This is a genomic window from Aquilutibacter rugosus, from assembly GCF_036541335.1.
GTDB classification, from domain to species: Bacteria; Pseudomonadota; Gammaproteobacteria; order Xanthomonadales; family Xanthomonadaceae; genus Aquilutibacter; species Aquilutibacter rugosus.
The window spans coordinates 492,556-513,775 of record NZ_JAZHBO010000002.1; the positions used below are offsets into that span (position 1 = coordinate 492,556).

The following is a 21,220-nucleotide window of genomic DNA, read 5'->3' on the forward strand; positions in this document are numbered from 1 at the left end:
CTCATAGCTGCGCCGCGTGTTGGCGCGGGTGGCGGCTTCGAGGTAGCGGTCAACGCTGCTCATGGGATCACCGCGTGGGGAGCGCCTGGGCATAGGCATTGGTGATCGGGTAGCGCCGTTCGCGTCCGAACGCCCGGCGCGAGATCTTCGGTCCCGGCGCCGCCTGCTGCCGCTTCCATTCGTGGCGGCGTACCAGGTCCAGCACCGGGTCGACCACGGAGGCGGCGAACCCGGCCGCCAGGATCTCCTCGCGTGATTGCTCCTGGTCGATGTGACGGAACAGGATCGCGTCGAGCACATCGTACGGCGGCAACGTGTCCTGGTCGATCTGGTGCTCGCGCAACTCCGCCGTCGGCGGCCGTGCGATCACCTCGGGCGGGATCACCGGCGTGCCGCCCACGGTGTTGCGCCAGCGTGCCAACGCGATCACCTCGGTTTTGTATGCATCCTTGAGTGGGGCGTAGCCGCCGCACATGTCGCCGTAGATCGTGGTGTAGCCGACCGCGTACTCGCTCTTGTTGCCGGTGGTCAGGAGCAAGCCGCCAAGCTTATTGCTCAGCGCCATAAGCACCGCGCCGCGCGTGCGCGACTGCAGGTTTTCCTCGGTCGCATCGACCGTCCTGCCGGCGAACAGATCGCTCAGCGTGTCGAGATAGCCTTGGAACGGGGCGTCGATCGGCACGGTCCGCAGCGCCACACCTAAGGTCGCGCACTGCGCCGCAGCCAGGTCGTCGCTCAACGCGCTGGTGAACCGCGACGGTAGACGCACCGCGGTGACGCGGCCGGCGCCCAACGCATCCACGGCCATGGCCAGCACCACCGCCGAGTCCAGCCCACCCGACAAGCCGACCCAGACCCGATCGAAGCCGTTCTTGCGGCAATAGTCGTGCAGCCCGCGCACAATCGCGCGCCAGGCGACGGCGTCACGGCCGACGTCGGTATCGATCGGCCAGGCTACCGGCGTGAAGGAGCGCGCAACAGGATCGAAGTCGGCAGCCAGCACATGTTCCTCGAAGGCGATGGCGGCCGGGTGCACCTGCCCATCGGCATCGGCCAGCAAGGAGGCGCCGTCGAACACGATCGCATCCTGACCGCCGACGAGGTTGACGTAGGCGAGCGCAACCTGATTGTCGCGGGCACGCTCAGATAGCAGCGCGTCGCGCTCGGCATGCTTGTCGCGCTCGAATGGCGAGGCGTTGGGGACTAGGATCAGCTGCGCGCCAGTGGCGGCGGTTTCAACCGTGGGCTCCAGCCCCCACAGGTCCTGGCAGATCAGCAATCCCACGGTGACGCCGTGAACCTCGAACACGCACGCACCACCGTCCGGATCGACCGTGAAATAGCGGCGCTCGTCGAATACCGCATAGTTGGGCAGGTCGCGTTTGCGGTAGGTCGCTGCGACGGCTCCGTCGCGCAGCACGCTCACAGCGTTGTAGACCACCGCCCCGACGGCTTCCGGCCAACCCACCACGGCCACGACGCCGGTGACCTCTTGTGCGATGCGGTGCAACGTGGCGGCGCAATCGGCCAGGAACTGCGGCCGCAGCAGCAGGTCCTCGGGCGGATAGCCGCTGAGTGTGAGTTCCGGAAACAGCACCAGATCGGCGCGGTAACGATCGCGCGCCTCGGCGATCCGTGCGGCAATGCGCTGGGCATTGCCGGAGATGTCCCCGACGGGAAAATCCGCCTGGACCAAGGCGATGCGTAGACTCATGCGGGCCGCCGTGTCCGCGACGCGCCCGGCGATTTGGTGCGGCTCGCCGGCGGCGGTTCGCGCAAGGTGGCCAGGATCGAACATTGGCCGCGGGCGCCGCCCGAACACGCGTTGATCGTGCGGTCCAATTCGCGGGCGATGCGGTTGAGTTCGCGGACCTTGCTGCGGACATCGGCCAGGTGCTCGCGTGCGATGGCATCGATCTCGGCGCAGGACAACGTGCGGTTGTGCTCCAGCCGCAACAGGCTGCGGATCTCGTCCAAGCTGAAGCCCAGGTTGCGGCTGCGGATGATGAAGCGCAGCCGATCCACCTCCTCGTCGCGGTACTCGCGGTAACCGCTGGCGGTCCGGTGCGGTTTGGGCATGAGTCCCACGCGCTCGTAGTAGCGGATGGTTTCCAGATGGCAGCCGCTGGATTCGGCCGCTTCGCTGATCTTCATCGTCGCCTCTTGACTCTATAGCAGCTACGGAGTTTACCCTGTGGTGCCTACGGGCGCTATACCCTGCAAAAGGGAGGCCGCCATGCCAGGAAATGCAGCCACTTGACCCTGTAGGTGGTACGAGGTTTACCCTGTGCAGCTGCAACTGGTTCCCATTCCCGTTTTCGACCCTCTCCCCCTTAGGCACTCTCCGTGACGAACTCCTTCTGCCGTGGCTTGCTGATCGCTCTGTTGGCCTCGCTATGCCTGCCGGTCTTTGCGGCCCCGGCGACGCCGGTGAATCCACGCCAGACCTGGCAATTGCTGGACTATGTGGCCGTCGACTACAGCGCGGCCGTGCAAGCCGGCCGCGTCGTGTCCGAGGCCGAGTACGCGGAGATGCGCGAGTTTGCAGGCGCCGTGCAGAGCCAATTGGCCGTGCTGCCGACCACGCCGGGCCAAGCTGCGCTGATTGGCCAGGCGGATCAACTGGTCGCAGCCGTCGAGGGCAAGGCCGACGCCGGGCACGTCGCTGCGTTGGCGCACCAGTTGGCCGACGGCCTGCTGGCCAGCTATCCGGTGGGCGCCGTGCCGGCGACGCCGCCTGATCCGGCCCGCGGAGCACACCTGTACGCCGCGCAGTGTGCCGCCTGCCACGGCCCGTCGGGCGCCGGCGACGGCCCGGCCGCCGCGAGCCTAGACCCGCCGCCGATCGCCTTCACCGATGGCACCCGCGCCGCCCGGCGCACGCCCTTCGCGTTGTACGAGGCGATCTCGCAAGGCATCCAGGGCACGGCCATGACGAGCTTCGCGTCGCTGCCCGACGCGGATCGCTGGGCGTTGGCGTTCCATGTCGGCAGCTTGTCGCATTCGCCGGAGATGCGGACCGAGGGTGAAACCCTGTGGCGCGAGGATTCCGCCTGGCGCCAGCGCATTCCCACGCTGGAAGCGCTGACCCGTACCAGCGAGGCGGACCTGGTGGCCGCCGGCAGCCAGGCCGCCCAAGCGCGGGCCATCGTTGCCTATCTGCGTGCGCACCCGCAGGCGATGCAGAGCCCAGCGTCGGATGCGACGGTCGGGCCATTCGCGCTGGCCCGGCAACGCATGGCCGAGAGTCTCAGTGCCTACGAGGCCGGCGACGCCTTGCAGGCGAAGACCGCCGCCTTGTCGGCGTATCTGGACGGCGTGGAGCCGGTCGAACCCACGCTCGCCGCCCGCGACAACGCCCTGATGCGGGAGCTCGAAACGACGATGGCGCGCTATCGCGACATGATCGGCCGGCGCGTGCCGGTGGCCGACGCGACCGCGCAGGCCGCGCAGGTCACCAAACTCTTCGACCGCGCCGAGGGCGTGCTGCAGGACGCGCATACCGATCGCACCACGGCGTTCCTCGGCAGCTTCACCATCCTGCTCCGCGAAGGCATCGAGGCGCTGTTGATCGTGATCGGCATGATCGCCTTCCTGCGCAAGGCCGAGCGCCGCGAGGCCCTGCCGGCGGTGCACGCGGGCTGGATCGGCGCGTTGCTGGCCGGCGTGGCGACCTGGGCGATCGCGACCCACCTGGTCGATGTGAGCGGCGCCAATCGTGAGGTGACCGAGGGCGTCTCTGCATTGTTTGCCGCCGCGGTGCTGCTGAGCGTGGGCATCTGGATGCACCAGAAGAGCCTGGCCGGCCGCTGGCAGCAGTACCTGCACGCCAAGGTCTCGGCGGCATTGACGCGACGCTCGGCGGTGTTCCTGTTCCTGCTGGCCTTCGTCGCCGTCTATCGCGAAGTGTTCGAAACCATCCTGTTCTTCATCGCGATGTGGAGCCAGGAAAACAGCACCGCGATCCTGGGCGGACTGGTCGCCGGCAGCGTCGTGCTCGCCGCGGTCGCCTACTGGATGCTGCGCATGAGCAAGCGTTTGCCCATCGGCCAGTTCTTCTCGATCAGCTCGATCCTGATTGCGGTGCTCGCGGTCGTGCTGGTTGGCAAGGGCGTGGCGGCATTGCAGGAAGCCGGCTGGGTCGGCCAAGCCCTCGTTGCCGCGCCGCGGATCGACTGGCTGGGCGTGTATCCGTCCTGGCAGTCGCTGCTGGCCCAGTTGACTGTCGCGGTCATCGCCATGGGCGGTTTCTATTTCAATGCCCGCACCTCACGCGTGGCGGCCCAATGAGGCAGGGCCTCTGCCCAAGGATCTGACATGCACATACAAGGACTGATTCGTTACGGCAGTTACCCGGCGGTGATGGTGCCGGCGGCGTTGATGGTGCTGGCCGTCGCTGGTGGCGAGCCTCGCGCTATTCCCGTTCCTCGGCAAGGAGTTCATGCCGCAACTGCAGGAAGGCTCGATCATGTGGCGGATTACCGGCATCCCGTCGACCTCGCTCAACGAATCGATCCGCACCAGCAACACCATCGCTGCGGCGTTCAAGCAGTTCCCCGAGGTCGAGACTACGCTGGCGATGATCGGCCGCGCCGAGAAGGGCGAGACCGCCGACGTCAACTACATGGAGATCTACACCGCGCTCAAACCCGAGGACGAGTGGAAGTCGGGCCGCGACATCAAGCAGCTCGAAGCGGCCATGCAGGAGGCGCTGGAAAAGGTCGTGCCGAACGTGGTGCCCGGTTACACCCAGCCGATCCAGATGCGCGTGGAGGAATTGATTTCCGGCGTGCGCGCCACGCTGGCGCTCAAGCTTTACGGCGAAGACCTGGGCGAGCTCGACAAACTCAGCGGCCACATCAAGCGCGTGCTGGACAAGGTGCCTGGCGTGGCCGATCTCGCCTTGGAAGCTAACATCGGCAAGCCGCAGATCCGCATCGCGGTCAAACGTGACGAACTGGCCCGCCACGGCATGAACGCCGAGGAGGTGCTGACCATCGTCCGCAACGGACTGGGTGGCGAACCGGTGAGCGTATTACTCGATGGGGTCAAGCGCTTCGATATCGCGGTACGGCTGGATGACGCGACACGCGATTCGGTCGAGTCGTTGCGTCGCATCCCGCTACGCACAGCCACCGGTGCTTTGGTGCCGCTGTCGGAAGTCGCCGACATCAATGTGGCCGAAGGTTACTCGTTCGTCCGTCGTGAGCAACTGCAACGCTATGCGGTGATCCAGATGGACGTGCGAGGTCGCGATGTCGACGGTTTCGTCCAGGATGCTGAGGCGGCGATCAAGCAGCAGGTGAAGCTGCCGCCGGGGTACTGGATCGAGTGGGGCGGGGCGTTCGAGAACCAGCAGCGAGCCCTGGCGAAGCTGGCGCTGATCGTGCCGATCACGATCTTCTTCATCTTCGTGCTGCTCTATACCGCCTTCAACTCGGTCAAGTACGCCGCGTTGATTCTGGCCAACGTGCCGTTCGCCACCATCGGCGGCCTGCTGGCGTTGTTTGTCACCGGCCAGTACCTGTCGGTGCCTTCGGCGATCGGTTTTATCGCGGTGTTCGGCGTGGCGATGCTCAACGGCATCGTGCTGGTGAGCTTCCTCAACGAGCTGCGTGAGAAGGGGCTGTCGGTGCGCGAGGCAGTGGTGCAGGGCACGGCGCTGCGATTGCGACCGGTGTTGATGACCGCGAGCGTGGCGATCCTCGGCTTGGTGCCGATGCTGCTCTCCAGTGGCGTGGGTGCGGAAACCCAACGTCCGTTGGCGACGGTCGTGGTCGGCGGGTTGATCAGCTCGACGCTGCTCACCTTGATCCTGCTTCCGGTGTTGTACGAATGGCTTGAAAACCGCTCCGACCGCCAAGCGGCCGAGCACAACTCCCAGGAGACTGCGTCATGAAACAGATCAAGGCGTTCGTGCACCGCAATCGCGTCTCGGACTTGATCCACGCGCTGGAAGCCGCCGGCTTCCAGCGACTCAGCCTGTTCGATGTGAAAGGCCTGCTGCGCGCACTCAGTGCGCGCGAGCAGGAGTATTCGGTCGAGTTTGGCGACCAGGTGATCAGCGAAGTGCAGATGGAACTGTTCTGCGAGGACGCTGATGTCGATCGCGCGGCGGAGATCTTCCGCCGTGTCGGGCGCACCGGCCGGACGGATGCAGGCTGGATTTACGTCAGTCCCATCGATCAGTCGATCCCCATCAACGAAGTCCGTTGATCATGGGATTGGCCACGCAGGCGCGGCAGGTTTCGGTCGGTCGCGCCTGCTATAGTTGAACATCCGTCCATCGCAGGCCGATCGCAAAGGAAATCGAACATGACCCGCACCCACAATGCCGTCCGCGAATTCGTTCTGCCCGTGAGCATTGCGGTCGCCGCCGTCCTGCCGGCCACCTGTCTGCGCCTGACCGGTGGCAGTGCCGGTGCCGGGGGCGACGTAGCACTGTTCGGGTTGGCCATTCTGGCCGCAGGCTTCTTGCTGTCGTGGGGTGCGGAGGCAGCGGAGAAATATATCGCCACCGGTTTCGTGCTGGCCGTGGTCGCGCTGATTACCGTGCTGCCGGAGTACGCGGTCGACTTCTACTACGCCTACCGTGCCGGGCAGGATCCGGCCTCGGGTTACGTCGCGTATGCGGCGGCCAACATGACCGGCGCCAACCGCCTGCTGATCGGTCTGGCGTGGCCGTTGCTTGTAGGCCTGCACTGGTGGCGATCGCGACAGCGCGGGATCGCGTTGCAGTACGAAAATTCGGTCGAGATCGTGTTCCTCGCCCTGGCCAGCGCGTATGCCTTCGTCATCGTGCTGAAGGATCGCATCGGCGTATTCGACTTCCTGGTGCTGGGCGCGTTGTTCTGTGCGTATCTGTGGCGCACTTCGCGCGCCGACAACGAGGAAGAAGAGGAGGACGAAGAGCCCGGCCCGGGAGCTGTCATCGCACAACTGTCGCCCGCAAAGCGTTGGACGGTGATGGCCGTGATGAGCGTGTTGGCGGCCGGTGTGATCCTGTTGGCCGCCGAACCTTTCGCTGAATCGTTGGTCGCTTCCGGTCGACACCTGGGCATCGACGAGTTCCTGCTGATTCAGTGGCTGGCACCGCTGGCAAGCGAAGCACCCGCGGTCACGATTGCGATTCTGTTCGTGCTCGATGGCCGCGCCCGCGCCGGCTTGACCACCATGATCAGCGACAAGATCAACCAGTGGACCCTGCTGGTCGGCATGCTGCCGATCGCGATGAGCATCGGTGCCGGCGAATTGACCTCGCTGCCGCTGGACGCGCGCCAGCACGAGGAATTTTTCCTGACCGCTGCACAATCGATGTTCGCACTCGCGTTGCTGTTGCGGCTACGGCTGAGCATGTGGGGCGCGACCGCGCTGATCGTGCTGTTCCTGACCCAGCTCGGGCTCGCATTTTTCTATCAGGCCACTCCGGCGCGCGAGATCGCGGTCTTGACGGCCATGGCGTGGGTGTATCTGGTACTGACCGCCTTGTTGCTGGCACGAGATGCGCGGCGATTGCCGTCCATTCTGCGAGCCGCGCGGGAAGTTCGTCAGCCCGACGGCGGTTGACTTCGATGTCTGGAGCGCACCGCATTTACCCCAAACCCAATGCCCTTGGCTGGCTGATCGTGTCAGGCTTCGTGATCGCGGCTGATCAGTGGACTAAATACTGGGTGCTGATCTCACTGCCTGAGTACACCGCAGTTCCGGTCATCGAAGGTTGGTGGAACTGGTATCGCTCTTACAACACCGGTGCGGCGTTCAGCTTCCTCGCCGATGCACGCGGTTGGCAGAAGTATTTTTTTATCGTCTTGGCGCTGGGTATCACAGGGCTGCTCTGCAATTGGCTGCGCCAGACGTCGCGGCATGAATGGAAAGTCGCGTTGCCCTACGCGCTGATGATCGGCGGCGCGTTGAGCAATGTAATCGATCGATTGTTGCGTGGTCACGTGGTAGACTTCATCCAATGGCATTGGCGCGACCACTATTGGCCGGCATTCAATCTCAGCGATTCGGCGATTGTCATCGGCGCCATGGCTATTGCCTTGACCGGGTTGCGCGGGTCATCGCTCGGCAAGACGAAGTCGCGGCCATAGAAACTACACAAGACGCACAGCGGAGAACCTCATGAGTGCCGAGCAGTCGTATGACGTGATCATTATCGGCGGTGGCCCGGGCGGATACCCTGCCGCCATTCGTGCCGCGCAGTTGGGAATGAAGGTTGCGTGTATCGAGAACCGCAAGCGCATGGGCGGCACCTGCCTCAACATCGGCTGCATTCCCTCGAAGGCGCTGCTGGAATCGTCCGAGCGCTTTATGGCGGCCAAGACCGAGTTCACCACTCACGGCATCGAATTCGATGGCCTGCGGTTGAATCTCGCGAACTTGCTCGGGCATAAGGACAAGGTGGTCTCCGGGTTGGGTGACGGCATCGATTACCTGTTCCGCAAGCACAAGATCACGCGGTTGCTGGGCACCGGCTCGATCGCCGCGCCCGGGCAGGTGGAAGTGGCTGTCGCCGATGGCGCTCGCCAAACGCTCTTGGCCAAGTCAATCGTGATCGCGACCGGCTCCGAGGGCGCGACACTGCCGGATGTCCCGATCGATGAGGATCGCATCGCCTCCTCGACGGGCGCCTTGTCGTTCCCTGAGGTGCCCAAACACCTGGTGGTGATCGGTGCTGGCTATGTCGGCCTGGAACTGGGGTCGGTCTGGCAGCGTCTGGGCGCCGAAGTCACGGTGGTCGAATATTTGGACCGGATCACCCCGGGCATGGACAGCGAATTGGCCCAAGTCCTGCACAAGGTGCTGCAGCACCAAGGATTCGAGTTCCGGCTCTCGCAAAAGGTCACAGCGGCGCGAATCGAGGGCGACCATGTGGTCTTGTCGGTGGAACCTTCCAGCGGTGGCGCCAGCGAGCAACTCCAGGCCGACCGGGTGCTGGTGGCGGTGGGCCGTCGCCCGTATACGGAAGGACTGGGGCTGGAGGCGATCGGCGTCGAGCGCGATCGCAAAGGGTTCATCACCGTGGACGCGCACTGGCGCACGAATGTGGCTGGCATCTATGCGATTGGCGATGTGATCGGGGGACCGATGCTGGCGCACAAGGCCACCGAGGAGGGCATCGCTCTGATCGAGCAGCTCGCTGGTTTGCCGGGGCATGTCAATTACGACGCGATTCCCGCCATCGTCTACACGGCGCCTGAGGCGGCTTCGGTCGGCCAGTCCGAAGAGGCCCTCAAAGAAGCTGGGGTGAACTACAAAGTGGGCCGCTTTCCTTTCAATGCCAACAGTCGCGCTCGAGCCAAGGCGCAGACGGAGGGCTTGGCGAAGGTCCTGGCCGACGCCGAAACCGACCGAATCCTGGGCGTGCATATCCTCGGTCCCGAGGCCGGTTCGCTTATCCATGAGGCAGTGGTGGCCATGGAGTTCAGCGGTGCCGCCGACGATATCGCGCGCACTTGCCACGCCCATCCGACATTGCCCGAGGCGCTCAAGGAAGCGGCGATGGATGCCGGCGCATGGGCGATCCATATCGCGCGGTGAGCCTGCATCGTTGACAGACGAGGTCGTCAGTAACCCCCAGCTTGGGCTACTGCCCGAGACATATCGTGCGCCGTAGTGGCCGTTTTCATACTCACAAGAAGGGCGAAATAGCGGGGCAGACCCATCGGGCGGGATAATCCGCCATTATCCCGCCTAATTTTCAGGCTAATTTACAACCACCTGCTGTGTTGAAACAGTATGTAATTACATGGTATGTAATACATTATGAAATCGTCAGGAGACGATCATGGCGCGTGGCGGCTTGTACAAGAGCGACATCCAGAAGGCCCGCGACGCATTGCGGGCACAGGGCAAACACCCTTCGGTGGACGCAGTCCGGGTGGCGCTGGGCAACACCGGCTCCAAAACCACCATCCACCGCTACCTCAAGGAACTGGAGGAAGAGGAAGGGCAAGGACTGGGCGCCAAGGTCGCGGTCAGCGAAGCGCTGCAGGACTTGGTTGGCCGGCTGGCCGGGCGCTTGCATGACGAGGCCGAAGCGGTGGTCGTCGAGGCGCGCCAGCGCTTCGAGGCCCAGCTGCAGGAACGCAACCAGGCGTTGGAACGCCAGCAGCAGGAAGGCGCCGCGCTGAGCGCCCAACTGCAACGCACCGAAACCGCGTTGCAGGCGGAAAAAACCGACCACGCGTCGACGCGCCAGGCTTTGGCAGAGGCGACGATCTCGATCCGGCAACTGGAAGAGCGGATCGCCGGCCTGACCATGCGCCTGGCCGAGCACGAGGCCCACGCCCGATCCTTGGAAGAGAAGCACCAGCATGCCCGCGAGGCACTGGAGCACTACCGGACCTCGGTGAAGGAGCAGCGCGACCAGGAACAACGCCGGCACGAGCACCAGGTCCAGGAACTGCAGGTGGCACTGCGCCAGGCCAATGAGGCCCTGACCACCAAGAACCACGAACTGCTGCAGCTCAATCGCGACAACGGCCAGTGGCTCGAACGTCACGGTCGCCTGGAACGGCAATTGGCCCAGGTCCGCCAAGCGGCCCAAGCCCAACAACAGGAATTGGACGCGTTGCGACAGACAGCGGCGGAGCACCAGGCTCTGCAGGCACGGTGGGCCCAGGACCTCCAGGTATTGGAAGCCGCTCACACCGAGTTGACCGGCGCCCGCGCCGACGCCGCGAAGGAGCGGGAGCGCCGCGAGCAGGCCGAAGCAAAGGCGCTGCGCGCCGGCGTCCGGTTGGAGACGTTGGAGACGTTGCTCGCGCAATTGCGCCCGCAGGAAGGCAAGCCCGAAACCCCGGATCGATCGACAGTCTCATCCCGGGAGACTCCGAAGGCCTAGCCTGGGGACAGTAGCTTGGGGCAGGCATGTTGAAGCGACAGATCCACATGGAGGACAAGCTTTCGCTATGAATGCACTGCGTCTGGCACTCGATGCCGTCGTTGCCGCCGAGAGCGAGTACAAAACCCGCTGTCTCGTTGTCTGGCATGAACTGAAAGCCGCCGATCCCGCGCTCGCAGAGGAAATCCTGCGCTTGGGCTTCGATGAACCCACGGCAGCGCAGTGGGTGTGCAGTCCATTCCGGGAACTCGGCGATTCGCCCGCAGCGCTGGTGGCTGCCGGCCGCAGCACCGAAATCATGGACAGGGTCTATCGGACCATGCACGGGTTCATCGGCTGAAGCATCCCCGGGCATAGCGTGATCACTTGAAGATTGGAGCCAGTGACTTGAAGACCACCACGCCGCCGCGCATCACCCGACATATCCAGCAGCTGATCGAGAAAGTGGTTCCGGGCGGGGACCCTGTCTATCTGACGGTTCAACCCGAAGCCGGCGCGGTGGTCAACGAATGCTTCCCGAATGTGGAGGCGAAGATCGCGCGTGCCAGTGGACGCATGCTGTGCGGCTGGCAGATTTGGGAATGGCCGCATGTGATGGTCGAGGCGGAGTTTCATGCGGTCTGGGTTTCGCCCGAGGGTCAGCTCGTCGAGATCACGCCTAAGCCGCACGGCGAGGCCACGATCCTGTTCGTGCCCGACGCACGGCGCACGTATACCGGCACTGCGGTAGATAACGTCAGGTTGCCGGTGCGAGACGACTTGCTAGTTCGTCACTTCATCAAGGCGTCCGAGGCCATTGTCCAAGTGATGAATCGCGGCGAACGCGCCTCCCAATACGGGCAGGTCAGCGTTCCGGTGCACGAGATCGAGCCGTTGATGATGGCGCAGAGCTTTCTCGGCCATTCCATATCATCGGGCCTGCGCGACCATGATCCATGTCTGTGCGGAAGCGGCGGCAAGTACAAGCGGTGCCACGGGCGCAGCTTCGACCTCGTTTTCGGCCAATAGCTTCAGGCCAAAATCCCTTCACATCAGAAGGTTAGGTGCCGAACGGCTGTTTTTTGCATGAATCCCTGCCGACCCTCTAATAGTGTGAGTTAGTCCTGAGGAGATTTTCGAACATGACACCTTTAGTCCGATTTGCTATTGCCGGCCTATTGAGGTGCAGGGAAGCTCCACGCCGCTTCCGGACTAAAGGTGTGTGTTAGTACTAAAAAGATTTCCTAACACTTTTAGTCTCCTAAAACTCACACTTTTAGTCCGATCTCCTCGAGAATGCCCAGAATGGTGAGAATGGGTCGCTTTAGGCGGGGACGCGCTGCCATTACAGGCAATCTATTATTTCGCATAATGTATATTATGTAACCTTCCGAATGGAAAGCGGGCAATGCCACCGTTCCTGCAGTGTTTAGTATATCGGCGCCCTCATTCCACGCTCACATTAGGACCGATACATTAGGACCGATACATTGGCGAACGAGTCATAGAGCATAGGAACTCGAATGAAGGATGTACGCAGCGGCTATCCGTTCTGGTCCGTAAACGCGGGCCTGCCCATCGCATTTCCGCCACTCACGGCCGATGTCCGCACCGAAATCCTCATTCTGGGCGCCGGCATCACGGGAACCCTAATTGCCCAGGAATTGACCGATGCCGGACACCAGGCCCTGATAATTGACGGGCGCGATGTCGCTTGGGGCAGCACGTCGGCCTCAACCGCTTTGCTCCAATATGAAATTGACACGCCCATGACGGAGCTCGCCCGGCAATACGATGAGGCGACAGCGGTACTTGCATACCATTCATGCCTCGAGGCCTTAGATTTGCTAGAGGCACGAGCGGCAGATATCCCTGAGGCAGCATTCCGGCGTGCAGGCAGTCTGTATATTGCCAGCCACCGCCGCGCGGTCGACGCCATGCAGCAGGAGCTGAAATTGCGCAAGCAACATGACTTTGAAGTGCGGTGGCTAGATTCCGAGGACTTGCAGGATCGCTACGGCCTGGAAAACAGTCCCGCCGCCATCTTGTCTGCTCGCGCGGCCAGTATGGATCCTTATCGCTACACCTATGCCGCATTGTCCGGACTCCGACAACGAGGGGTAGCAGTACACGACCGCTCAAAGATCGTGAGTGTGCGCACCTTTGGCAGCCAATGCATCGCGCAAACAGAACACGGAACCACAATTACCGCAGACCACGTCATCGTCGCCACCGGCTACGCGGCAATCCGCCAGCTCGGAGTCAAGGTCGCCTCGTGCCGCAGTACCTACGCCTACGTCACGGAACCTAGCATCGATCCGCAAATCGAATGGATGCATGACACGCTGATGTGGGAATCCGCACGTCCGTATTTGTACACGCGTCGTACACCCGATGGCCGTTGCATGATTGGCGGTGAAGACGATGCGGTGGATAACGAAGCCAAGCGGTCAATGCTCCTGCCCGCCAATCTGAAGAAGCTACAACGGAAAATGCAGCATTATCTGCCCGAAACGGACTGGACGCCATCATTCAGTTGGGCGGGTACCTTTGCTGAAACGACCGATGGGCTGCCCTACTTTGGCAGCCACCCCAAACATGGCGAGCGGATCCACTTTGCCATGGGTTACGGCGGCAATGGCATCACCTACTCTATCCTCGGTGCTCAAGTTATTCGTGCTCACATTGAGGGCCGACGCCATCTGCTTTCCGATCTCTACGCGTTCGAGCGCACCGGCCACGCCTGAGGGATTCGGTATTGACGCCATCTTGGCGCCCAATCTGGCACCATCGACACATCTGCCTTATAACTTTTACCGCAATGAACGAGACCACTCCTGCACAAGTCGGTACGGTTGCCCGTGCTGCGCACATTCTCAAATTCCTCCTGAAGCACCGCAGCAGTGGTGTGTTCACAGGGTTGAATGTCGATGCGGCCGAGATTCAGGACGCCGCCGATATCTCCACCGATGGCCGCCCTGAGCAATTCGTTGAGGATCTTGAGGCGCTGGGCCCGGCCTTCGTCAAGATTGGTCAGGCATTGTCGACACGCCCGGACATGGTCCCGCAGGAATATCTGGTGGCCTTGGAACGCATCCAGGACAACGTGTCGCCATTACCGTTCGATGTGGTTCGTGAGTGCGTTGAACAGGAACTCGGCGTCAAGATCAGCAAGATCTTTACTCAGTTCGATGAGCAACCGCTGGCCTCGGCATCCATTGCGCAGGTACATCGAGCGACCTTGCGTGACGGTCGCCAAGTCGCCGTCAAAGTGCAGCGTCCGGATATCACCAATCTGATTCGGACCGACTTGGATATTCTTGCAGGTCTTGCCGATAAGGCCGACAAATGGACCGATATGGGCCGTCGCATTCGTTTCAGCGAATGGGTGCACGAATTCCGTAAATCACTGTTGGCCGAGCTCGATTATCGCCGCGAGGCTGAAAATCTCGAACGTTTCGGTCAGCACTTCGCCAGCGAGCCTTTGCTGGTGATTCCGCAGCCGAACTGGGATCTGAGCACGTCACGCGTTCTGACTATGGATCTGATCGATGGAGTCAAAGCCACCGACATCAGCGGTATGCGTCGCGCCGAAGAGCCCCTCGGTGACCTCGCAGCTGCCGTCATGCGCGGCTATCTGGATCAGGTCTTTGTACACGGTGAGATCCACGCCGACCCGCATCCGGGCAATCTGCTGGTCACACCGGATGCGCACATCGCCCTGCTCGATTTGGGCATGGTTGCGCACATTCCGCCTAAACGTCGTGAGCAGTTGCTTAAACTGCTGTTTGCAGCGGTAGATGGCCGCGGCGAAGATGTTGCCGCAGAGTCCGTTGCCATGGGTACGCGACTCGAGGATTTCGAACCCGACCGTTATCAGCGTGAAGTGGGACAACTTGTTGCGCGCTATCATTCGGCCAGCGGCAAACGTACGGTTTCCGAGGGCCGTCTCGTTCTCGATCTGACGTTACTGGGCACCGACTGCGGTCTGCGCACACCACCCGAGCTCTCCTTGCTGGGCAAGACCTTGCTGAATCTTGAGGCCGTCTGCGATGCACTGGATCCTGAGCTCGACGTGAAGGCTGTGGTCGAAGGCCATCTCGAGCACATCATGCGTCAGCGTATGAAACAGGCCTTCTCGCCCGCCAAACTGGCAACCGATGCGATGGAAATGCAGTCGCTGGTTAGCGGTGCGCCGCGAAAGCTATCCACCCTACTCACCTTGCTGGCAGAAAATCGCGTGCAGGTAAAAATGACGGGGCTGGAAGAATCGCATCTGATGGAAAACATGCAGAAGATCGCCAACCGGATCAGCACCGGCATCATCGTGGCGGCGCTGATTCTGGCTTCGGCGATGCTGATGCGCACCGAGACCGGTCCGCGGTTGCTGGGCTACCCTGCCCTGGCCTTTGTGCTGTTCGTGATTGCCGCGATTCTCGGCCTTGGCATTGTCATTAGCGCCATGCTGCGCGATCGCAAAGCGAAACCTACCGAGACTCGCGGCGTCGCTGACTAACTGACCCGCGCGCTGCGCTGAAGCGCTTACAGGTCGTTAAAGACGGTACCGATCAGCAGGAACAGAAATGCAATCGCAACCAGCCAGAATTCGAAGGGTCGGGCCTGCGGGAAGTAGCCGAACCGCGCCGCCAGTCCGGCACCGCCAAACAGAACGGACAGGAACCACATCGGAAAACTCGGGGCGGACAGACGCATAGCTGGACAGACCTATCGGATTGGAAACAGTCTCCGATTATGCGTCACTCGAGTCGGCATCGTCATCTAGCTTGCGCAAATAATCCAGTCGCTGGCCAATCTTGATCTCCAGACCGCGGTCGACCGGACGATACCAACCGGGCTCACTGAGTCCGTCGGGAAAGTAGGTTTCGCCGGCAGCGTAGGCTTGCGGCTCATCGTGCGCATAACGATAGGTCTTGCCGTAACCCAACTCACGCATCAGTGCGGTCGGCGCATTGCGCAGATGCGGCGGCACCTCACGCGTGCGATCCGTTTTAACGAATGCGGCAGCCGTTTTGTGAGCCATGTAGCCGGCATTACTCTTAGGAGCTACCGCCAGATAAATCACGGCCTGAGCCAATGCCAGTTCGCCCTCGGGGCTGCCCAGGCGCTCGTAGGTCGTGGCTGCATCGTTGGCAATTTGCATTGCACGCGGATCGGCCAGGCCGATGTCTTCCCAGGCCATCCGAACAATACGCCGCGCCAAGTACAGCGGGTCGGCGCCGCCATCGAGCATTCGCATTAACCAATACAACGCAGCATCGGGATGCGAGCCGCGCACGGATTTATGCAGTGCCGAAATCTGGTCGTAGAACAGATCCCCACCCTGATCAAAACGACGCAGTCCGCCGCTGATCGCCTTGCGCACGGAGTTGGCATCTAAGGGACCGTGGATCGACTGCAGTGCCTGCTCGAGCAAACCCAGGCTACGGCGTGCATCACCATCGGCCAAGCCTGCAATCGCAGTCAGCGCTTCGTCAGAGACTTCACGATCGGCGAACTCCCGCTGCACCGCGCGCTGTAAGACAGCCAGAACCGCATCGTCCTGCAAGGGCTTGAGTACATGCACTTGCGCACGCGAGAGCAAAGCCGAGTTGACCTCAAACGAAGGGTTCTCCGTGGTGGCACCGATAAAGGTGACCAGACCGGACTCAACAAACGGAAGCAATGCGTCCTGCTGCGCTTTGTTGAAACGATGAATCTCGTCGATAAACAGAATGGTGCCGCGACCGCGTTGCAGATTTCGAGTTGCCTGATCCATGGCCTCACGGATGTCCTTGACACCCCCTAGCACCGCCGAGATCGCAATGAACTCGCGATCGAACGCATTGGCCATCAGTCGCGCCAACGTGGTCTTACCTACGCCCGGTGGGCCCCACAGAATCATTGAGTGCGGAACGCCCGCATCGAACGCAGCGCGCAACGGCATGTCGGGACCCAGCAGATGATCCTGACCGACTACATCGGCAACGGTGGCGGGACGCATGCGCTCAGCCAATGGCGCATTGGGAGCACGATGAAATAGATCGGTCATCGCTACATTATCTCTCACAAAAAAACCGCGAGACACTAGGCCCCGCGGTTTGGCTTGCTGGGTTGATCGGTTAAGCGATCAGCCGCCGATTACATCCACACCCTTAGGCGGGGTAAAACGGAAGTTCGAGGCCGGAATGCTCAGGTTGCGCTTCCAGTTACTGAAACTAATGGTGGTGCGCTGGCCCAGACCATCGGTAAAGTCGAGACGTTGCAGCAGGCCCTTATTGAAGCCGAGCTTGGCCGAAGTGAATCCGCCGTCCACGCCCTTACGCGGCGTCAGCGACAGCCACTGCAAACCGCCAGAGGTGCCGGCCTCCTTGACGATGTACTGAGCATCCAGGCGCGACGGATTGATCAGCACGGCCAAAGGCGAGTTCGCCTCTTCGGCGCCTTGTTGACGCACCGTGACTTGCTGCAAGTCGGGCTCGTAGACCCAGATCTTAGTGCCGTCCGCCACAACCGTCTGCGGATACGGCTTGGTGTACACCCAGCGGAACAGTTTGGGCTGCTGCATGGCCAAGCCACCGGCGGTTGATTCCTTCAGTTTGCCCTTACTGGTAAAGACCTGCTGATTGAACGCCGCCGAAGCGCTGCGCAGACCGCCCGTAAAGCGATTCAGTTCGTCGCGAGCACCTGCATGAGCCGAGCCTACCGTAAACGACAGAGCCAAGGCCAGCGCGCTTACAGTCGCTACGGTAGCAGGAGGATTCCTTTTCATTGTGCACTCCTAAAGTACGAACAATTCACTGGCATTTAGTGTGCGATAGCGAAACTGAATGAGCGTTGCACCTGCGGGCAATGACTGAAAACCTGTTCAGTCTTTGGGCGGCGGCGGGGCCAGCACCGTGCGATCGCCGTTGTGTTCCGGCGGCGACACGATCCCTGCAGCTTCCATCGCTTCGACGAGATTGGCCGCGCGGTTGTAGCCAATCTTGAGACGACGCTGTACACCCGAGATGGATGCGCGACGCGTTTCAGTCACCACACGCACGGCCTGATCGAACAGCGGATCCTGCTCGGAACCACTGACCGATGGCGCGGCCTCGGGCAAGCCGGTCGCACCAATGGCCGTGCCGTCGCTCAAGGTCTGCATCTCATCGAGCACGCCCTCCACATAGTCCGGCCTACCCTGCGCTTTCAGGAAATCGACGACGCGATGTACTTCCTCGTCGCTGACGAAGGCGCCGTGGACGCGCTCAGGGATCGAGGTGCCGGGCGGTTGATACAGCATATCGCCGTGCCCCAGCAGGTTCTCTGCGCCGGACTGATCCAGAATGGTGCGCGAGTCGATCTTGCTCGAAACCTGAAACGCAATACGCGTCGGGATATTGGCCTTGATCAGACCGGTCACCACATCGACCGAAGGACGTTGTGTTGCCAGGATCAGGTGAATACCCGCCGCACGGGCTTTCTGTGCCAGACGCGCGATGAGTTCTTCGACCTTTTTACCGACAATCATCATCATGTCGGCAAATTCATCGATAAACACGACGATGTACGGCAGCGCTTCGAGTTCGCGCGGTGCCTCGCCCAGTTCGGCATTGGGTTTGAACAACGGATCGAGCAACGGCGTACCGGCATCCGCAGCTTCCTTGACCTTCTTGTTGAAGCCGGCCAGATTGCGGACACCCATCAGTGACATCAGCTTGTAGCGGCGCTCCATTTCAGCTACGCACCAGCGCAGACCGTTGGCCGCCTCCTTCATGTCGGTGACAACCGGTGCCAGCAGATGCGGAATGTCCTGATACACCGACAATTCCAGCATCTTGGGGTCGATCATCAGCATTTTGACGTCTTTAGGCGATGCCTTAAACAGTAAGGACAGCACCATTGCATTGACGGCAACGGATTTACCCGAACCTGTCGTACCGGCCACCAGCAAGTGCGGCATCTTGGCCAGATCGGCCACGGTCGGTCGCCCTGCGATGTCTTTACCCAGCGCCAATGTCAATGGCGATGCGGACTTGTCGTATTCCGAGGAACGCAGCAGCTCCGACAGATAGATCATCTCCCGGGCGGTGTTGGGTGTCTCCAGACCAATCACGGACTTGCCCGGAATCACTTCGACCACGCGTACGGATTTGACGCTGAGTCCGCGCGCAATGTCTTTATCGAGCGAAGAGATTTGCGACGCCCGTATACCCGGAGCCGGCTCAATTTCAAAGCGCGTAATCACCGGCCCCGGAAAGGCGCCAACGACCTGCGCATCAATGCGGAAGTCCTTGAGCTTGAATTCGATCTGGCGCGAGAGTGACTCGAGCGTTGCGGCATCGTAACCGGCAGGTTGCGGCTTGGGATCATCGAGCAAGGCCAATGACGGCAGATCGCCATCACCACCGGCGCGACCGCCCGTGCCACCGACAAACAACGGAATCTGCGTTTCACGCTTAGCACGTTCGCTCTTTTCGACCGGCGCTGCCGGCGGCGGCGCTTCGACCTTGACGGCAGGTCGAGTCACACGACGCTCTTCTTCCTGCTTACGGACCTCAACGCGCTCTTCGCGCAGCGCCTTGGTTTCCTTCCACTCCACGGCCTTGCGGTTACTGCGATCGACAAACTTGCTGAACCACGGCACCAGACTCAGAACCGCACCGCCAATCCTGTCCATGACCTGCGTCCAGGACAGATGGGTCGCTAAGGTCAGCGAGATCATGGCCAAGGCCAACAGGATCAGCGGACCACCGGTTGGCCCGAGGCCGGTCCATGCAGCGCGACCGACAAACTCGCCAATGACACCACCGCTATGGGCCGGAAGATTCGGCGCATCACCAAAACGGACATGCAGCAGACCCGTTGCGGCGATCACGAACGTCACCATACCCAGCAGACGCAAGGCCGGTGCGAAGTCCGCATCGCCATCGCCATCTACATCCCAGGACGACAAAATCACCCAGGTGACTGCCGCCAGCAGGAACGGCAGCACGAACGCCACGTAACCCGACAGCAGCAGCAGGAAATCAGCAACATACGCACCGATCACGCCACAGGCATTGTGAGTTACGCCCTCAACGGCACCGGAGCGCGACCAGCCTACATCCTGCGGCGAATAGGTCAGCAACGACACCAGCAGGAACACAAGAACGGGCACGATGGCCACGATCATCATGTCGCGCGTGAGACGTTGCCGGCGAGGAGAGACGGTGCGTTCGGCTGCGGTGGGCTGCCGACGGTTCTTGTTGATCCGCGCTTGCGCCATATTAAAGCTGCATACCTTGCAGAGCCGGATGGACGAGCTTACCGTCTGCGACGTTGATGCCCTTGACCAGCGCAGCATCCTGACGCCAGTTGCCCGATGCCAACTTGTTTACGTACGGCAAGATGGCCGCACAGATCGCTTGCGACGACGTCTGCGGTACAGCACCCGGCATATTCGTAACGGCGAAGTGCGTCACGCCCTCCTCGACGTAGGTCGGTTCTTTCCACGTCGTGGGACGTGAGGTTTCAAAGCAACCACCTTGGTCGATGGCGATATCAACAACGACAGACCCCGGTTGCATGCCACGCACCATTTCGCGCGTCAGCACGTGCGGCGCCACAGCACCGGTCACCAGTACGGCGCCGATGACCAGGTCGGCCGAAGCGACCTCCTTGGTGACCAGATCGTGATACGGATACAGCGCGGTGACATTGTTACCCAGACGCATCATTTGCGTGGCACGATCCTGACGCATTTCAAACACGACAACGTTGGCGCCACTTGCGGCTGCCAGTTCTGCCGAAGCGCCACCTGCCGCACCGGCACCTAAGATCACGACCTTGCCGCGTTCCGTGCTCGGCAGACCGCCCAGCAGCTTGCCTTTGCCACCCATAGGCTGATGCAGCAAATGAGTGCCAACTTGCACGCCGATCTTGCCGGCAATGACCGACATCGGGGCCAACAGCGGCAGCGAGCCGTCTGCCAGTTCCACGGTTTCAAAGGCCACGGCCGTCAGACCGATATCGAGCAGTCGGCGCGTCAGCTCGGGCAGCGGGGCCAGATGCAGATAGCAGAACAGCAGGTGGTCTTTGCGCAGCAAGGCCAGATCGCCTTCGATCGGTTCCTTGACCTTTACGATCATCTCGCCTTGCTGATACAGCTCGGCAGCATCCTTGGCGATGCGTACACCCAGGCGTTCGTACTCATCGTCGGCAAAACCCGACTTGAGACCTGCACCCGACTGCACCCAGACCTCGTGACCCCGCTTGACCAGATCGCCTGCGGCATCCGGAACCAGGGCAACACGGCCCTCGAGGGTCTTAGTTTCTGAGGGAACGCCGATCCGCATAGGTAGACTCCGTATAAAATAGAGAAATTACTGGGCCGCTCCCGCAATATCGCAGGCGGCCGACCAACTGGAGTCA

The 21,220-nt window shown here is 61.7% G+C and carries 17 protein-coding genes and 1 pseudogene; 11 read left to right on the forward strand and 7 right to left on the reverse strand.

Annotation, left to right across the window (positions count from 1 at the left end):
- Positions 1-67: 67 nt before the first annotated feature.
- Positions 68-1,714 (reverse strand): NAD+ synthase, encoded by a 1,647-nt coding sequence (locus tag V3390_RS07545; protein ID WP_331703989.1) that lies wholly within the window; start codon positions 1,712-1,714, stop codon positions 68-70.
- Positions 1,711-2,154 carry a MerR family transcriptional regulator gene (locus V3390_RS07550; protein WP_331703990.1) on the reverse strand — a complete coding sequence of 148 codons (444 nt, stop codon included), beginning with the start codon at positions 2,152-2,154 and terminating at the stop codon, positions 1,711-1,713. Before V3390_RS07550 ends, V3390_RS07545 begins: the two co-directional genes overlap by 4 nt.
- A gap of 192 nt (positions 2,155-2,346) precedes the next feature.
- Here V3390_RS07550 and V3390_RS07555 point away from each other — a divergent pair, with 192 nt between their 5' ends.
- From V3390_RS07555 to V3390_RS07605, 11 genes and pseudogenes are all read left to right on the forward strand, one after another.
- Positions 2,347-4,290, forward strand: a complete 1,944-nt coding sequence (locus V3390_RS07555; protein ID WP_331703991.1) for a cytochrome c/FTR1 family iron permease — start codon at positions 2,347-2,349, stop codon at positions 4,288-4,290.
- 103 nt (positions 4,291-4,393) lie between these two features.
- Positions 4,394-5,899: pseudogene (locus V3390_RS07560) on the forward strand (efflux RND transporter permease subunit); the annotation flags it as partial.
- Complete coding sequence (locus V3390_RS07565) at positions 5,896-6,216, forward strand: P-II family nitrogen regulator (protein WP_331703992.1); 321 nt, start codon at positions 5,896-5,898, stop codon at positions 6,214-6,216. The pseudogene V3390_RS07560 and the gene V3390_RS07565, both read left to right, overlap by 4 nt.
- A 99-nt stretch (positions 6,217-6,315) precedes the next feature.
- Entirely contained in the window at positions 6,316-7,566 is a 1,251-nt protein-coding gene (locus tag V3390_RS07570) for a sodium/calcium exchanger protein (protein WP_331703993.1), read from the forward strand.
- 5 nt (positions 7,567-7,571) lie between these two features.
- Complete coding sequence (lspA, locus tag V3390_RS07575) at positions 7,572-8,093, forward strand: signal peptidase II (RefSeq protein WP_331703994.1); 522 nt, start codon at positions 7,572-7,574, stop codon at positions 8,091-8,093.
- 31 nt (positions 8,094-8,124) lie between these two features.
- On the forward strand, positions 8,125-9,543 hold the full coding sequence (gene lpdA / locus V3390_RS07580) for a dihydrolipoyl dehydrogenase (protein WP_331703995.1): 1,419 nt from the start codon (positions 8,125-8,127) through the stop codon (positions 9,541-9,543).
- A gap of 247 nt (positions 9,544-9,790) precedes the next feature.
- Positions 9,791-10,849: a DNA-binding protein gene (locus tag V3390_RS07585; RefSeq protein WP_331703996.1), complete on the forward strand. Its 1,059-nt coding sequence runs from the start codon at positions 9,791-9,793 to the stop codon at positions 10,847-10,849.
- Positions 10,850-10,916: 67 nt separating this feature from the next.
- Positions 10,917-11,189, forward strand: a complete 273-nt coding sequence (locus V3390_RS07590) for a hypothetical protein (protein WP_331703997.1) — start codon at positions 10,917-10,919, stop codon at positions 11,187-11,189.
- Positions 11,190-11,236: 47 nt separating this feature from the next.
- Entirely contained in the window at positions 11,237-11,857 is a 621-nt protein-coding gene (locus V3390_RS07595) for an SEC-C domain-containing protein (protein WP_331703998.1), read from the forward strand.
- A gap of 494 nt (positions 11,858-12,351) precedes the next feature.
- Positions 12,352-13,575, forward strand: coding sequence for an NAD(P)/FAD-dependent oxidoreductase (locus V3390_RS07600; RefSeq protein WP_331703999.1), 1,224 nt, complete (start codon positions 12,352-12,354; stop codon positions 13,573-13,575).
- Between the two features lie 74 nt (positions 13,576-13,649).
- Positions 13,650-15,344 (forward strand): ABC1 kinase family protein, encoded by a 1,695-nt coding sequence (locus tag V3390_RS07605; RefSeq protein ID WP_331704000.1) that lies wholly within the window; start codon positions 13,650-13,652, stop codon positions 15,342-15,344.
- A 26-nt stretch (positions 15,345-15,370) separates the two neighbouring features.
- On the opposite strand, the gene V3390_RS07610 is transcribed toward V3390_RS07605, so the two are convergent.
- The 5 genes from V3390_RS07610 to ald form a co-directional block, all read right to left on the reverse strand.
- Positions 15,371-15,541 carry a hypothetical protein gene (locus tag V3390_RS07610; protein WP_331688713.1) on the reverse strand — a complete coding sequence of 57 codons (171 nt, stop codon included), beginning with the start codon at positions 15,539-15,541 and terminating at the stop codon, positions 15,371-15,373.
- A 37-nt stretch (positions 15,542-15,578) separates the two neighbouring features.
- Positions 15,579-16,877, reverse strand: a complete 1,299-nt coding sequence (locus V3390_RS07615) for a replication-associated recombination protein A (protein WP_331704001.1) — start codon at positions 16,875-16,877, stop codon at positions 15,579-15,581.
- Between the two features lie 78 nt (positions 16,878-16,955).
- Positions 16,956-17,597, reverse strand: coding sequence for an outer membrane lipoprotein periplasmic chaperone LolA (lolA, locus tag V3390_RS07620; protein ID WP_331704002.1), 642 nt, complete (start codon positions 17,595-17,597; stop codon positions 16,956-16,958).
- Between the two features lie 96 nt (positions 17,598-17,693).
- A complete protein-coding gene (locus V3390_RS07625) occupies positions 17,694-20,075 on the reverse strand; it encodes a DNA translocase FtsK (protein ID WP_331704003.1) in 2,382 nt (793 codons plus the stop codon).
- Between the two features lies 1 nt (position 20,076).
- On the reverse strand, positions 20,077-21,144 hold the full coding sequence (ald, locus tag V3390_RS07630; protein WP_331704004.1) for an alanine dehydrogenase: 1,068 nt from the start codon (positions 21,142-21,144) through the stop codon (positions 20,077-20,079).
- Positions 21,145-21,220 lie beyond the last annotated feature (76 nt).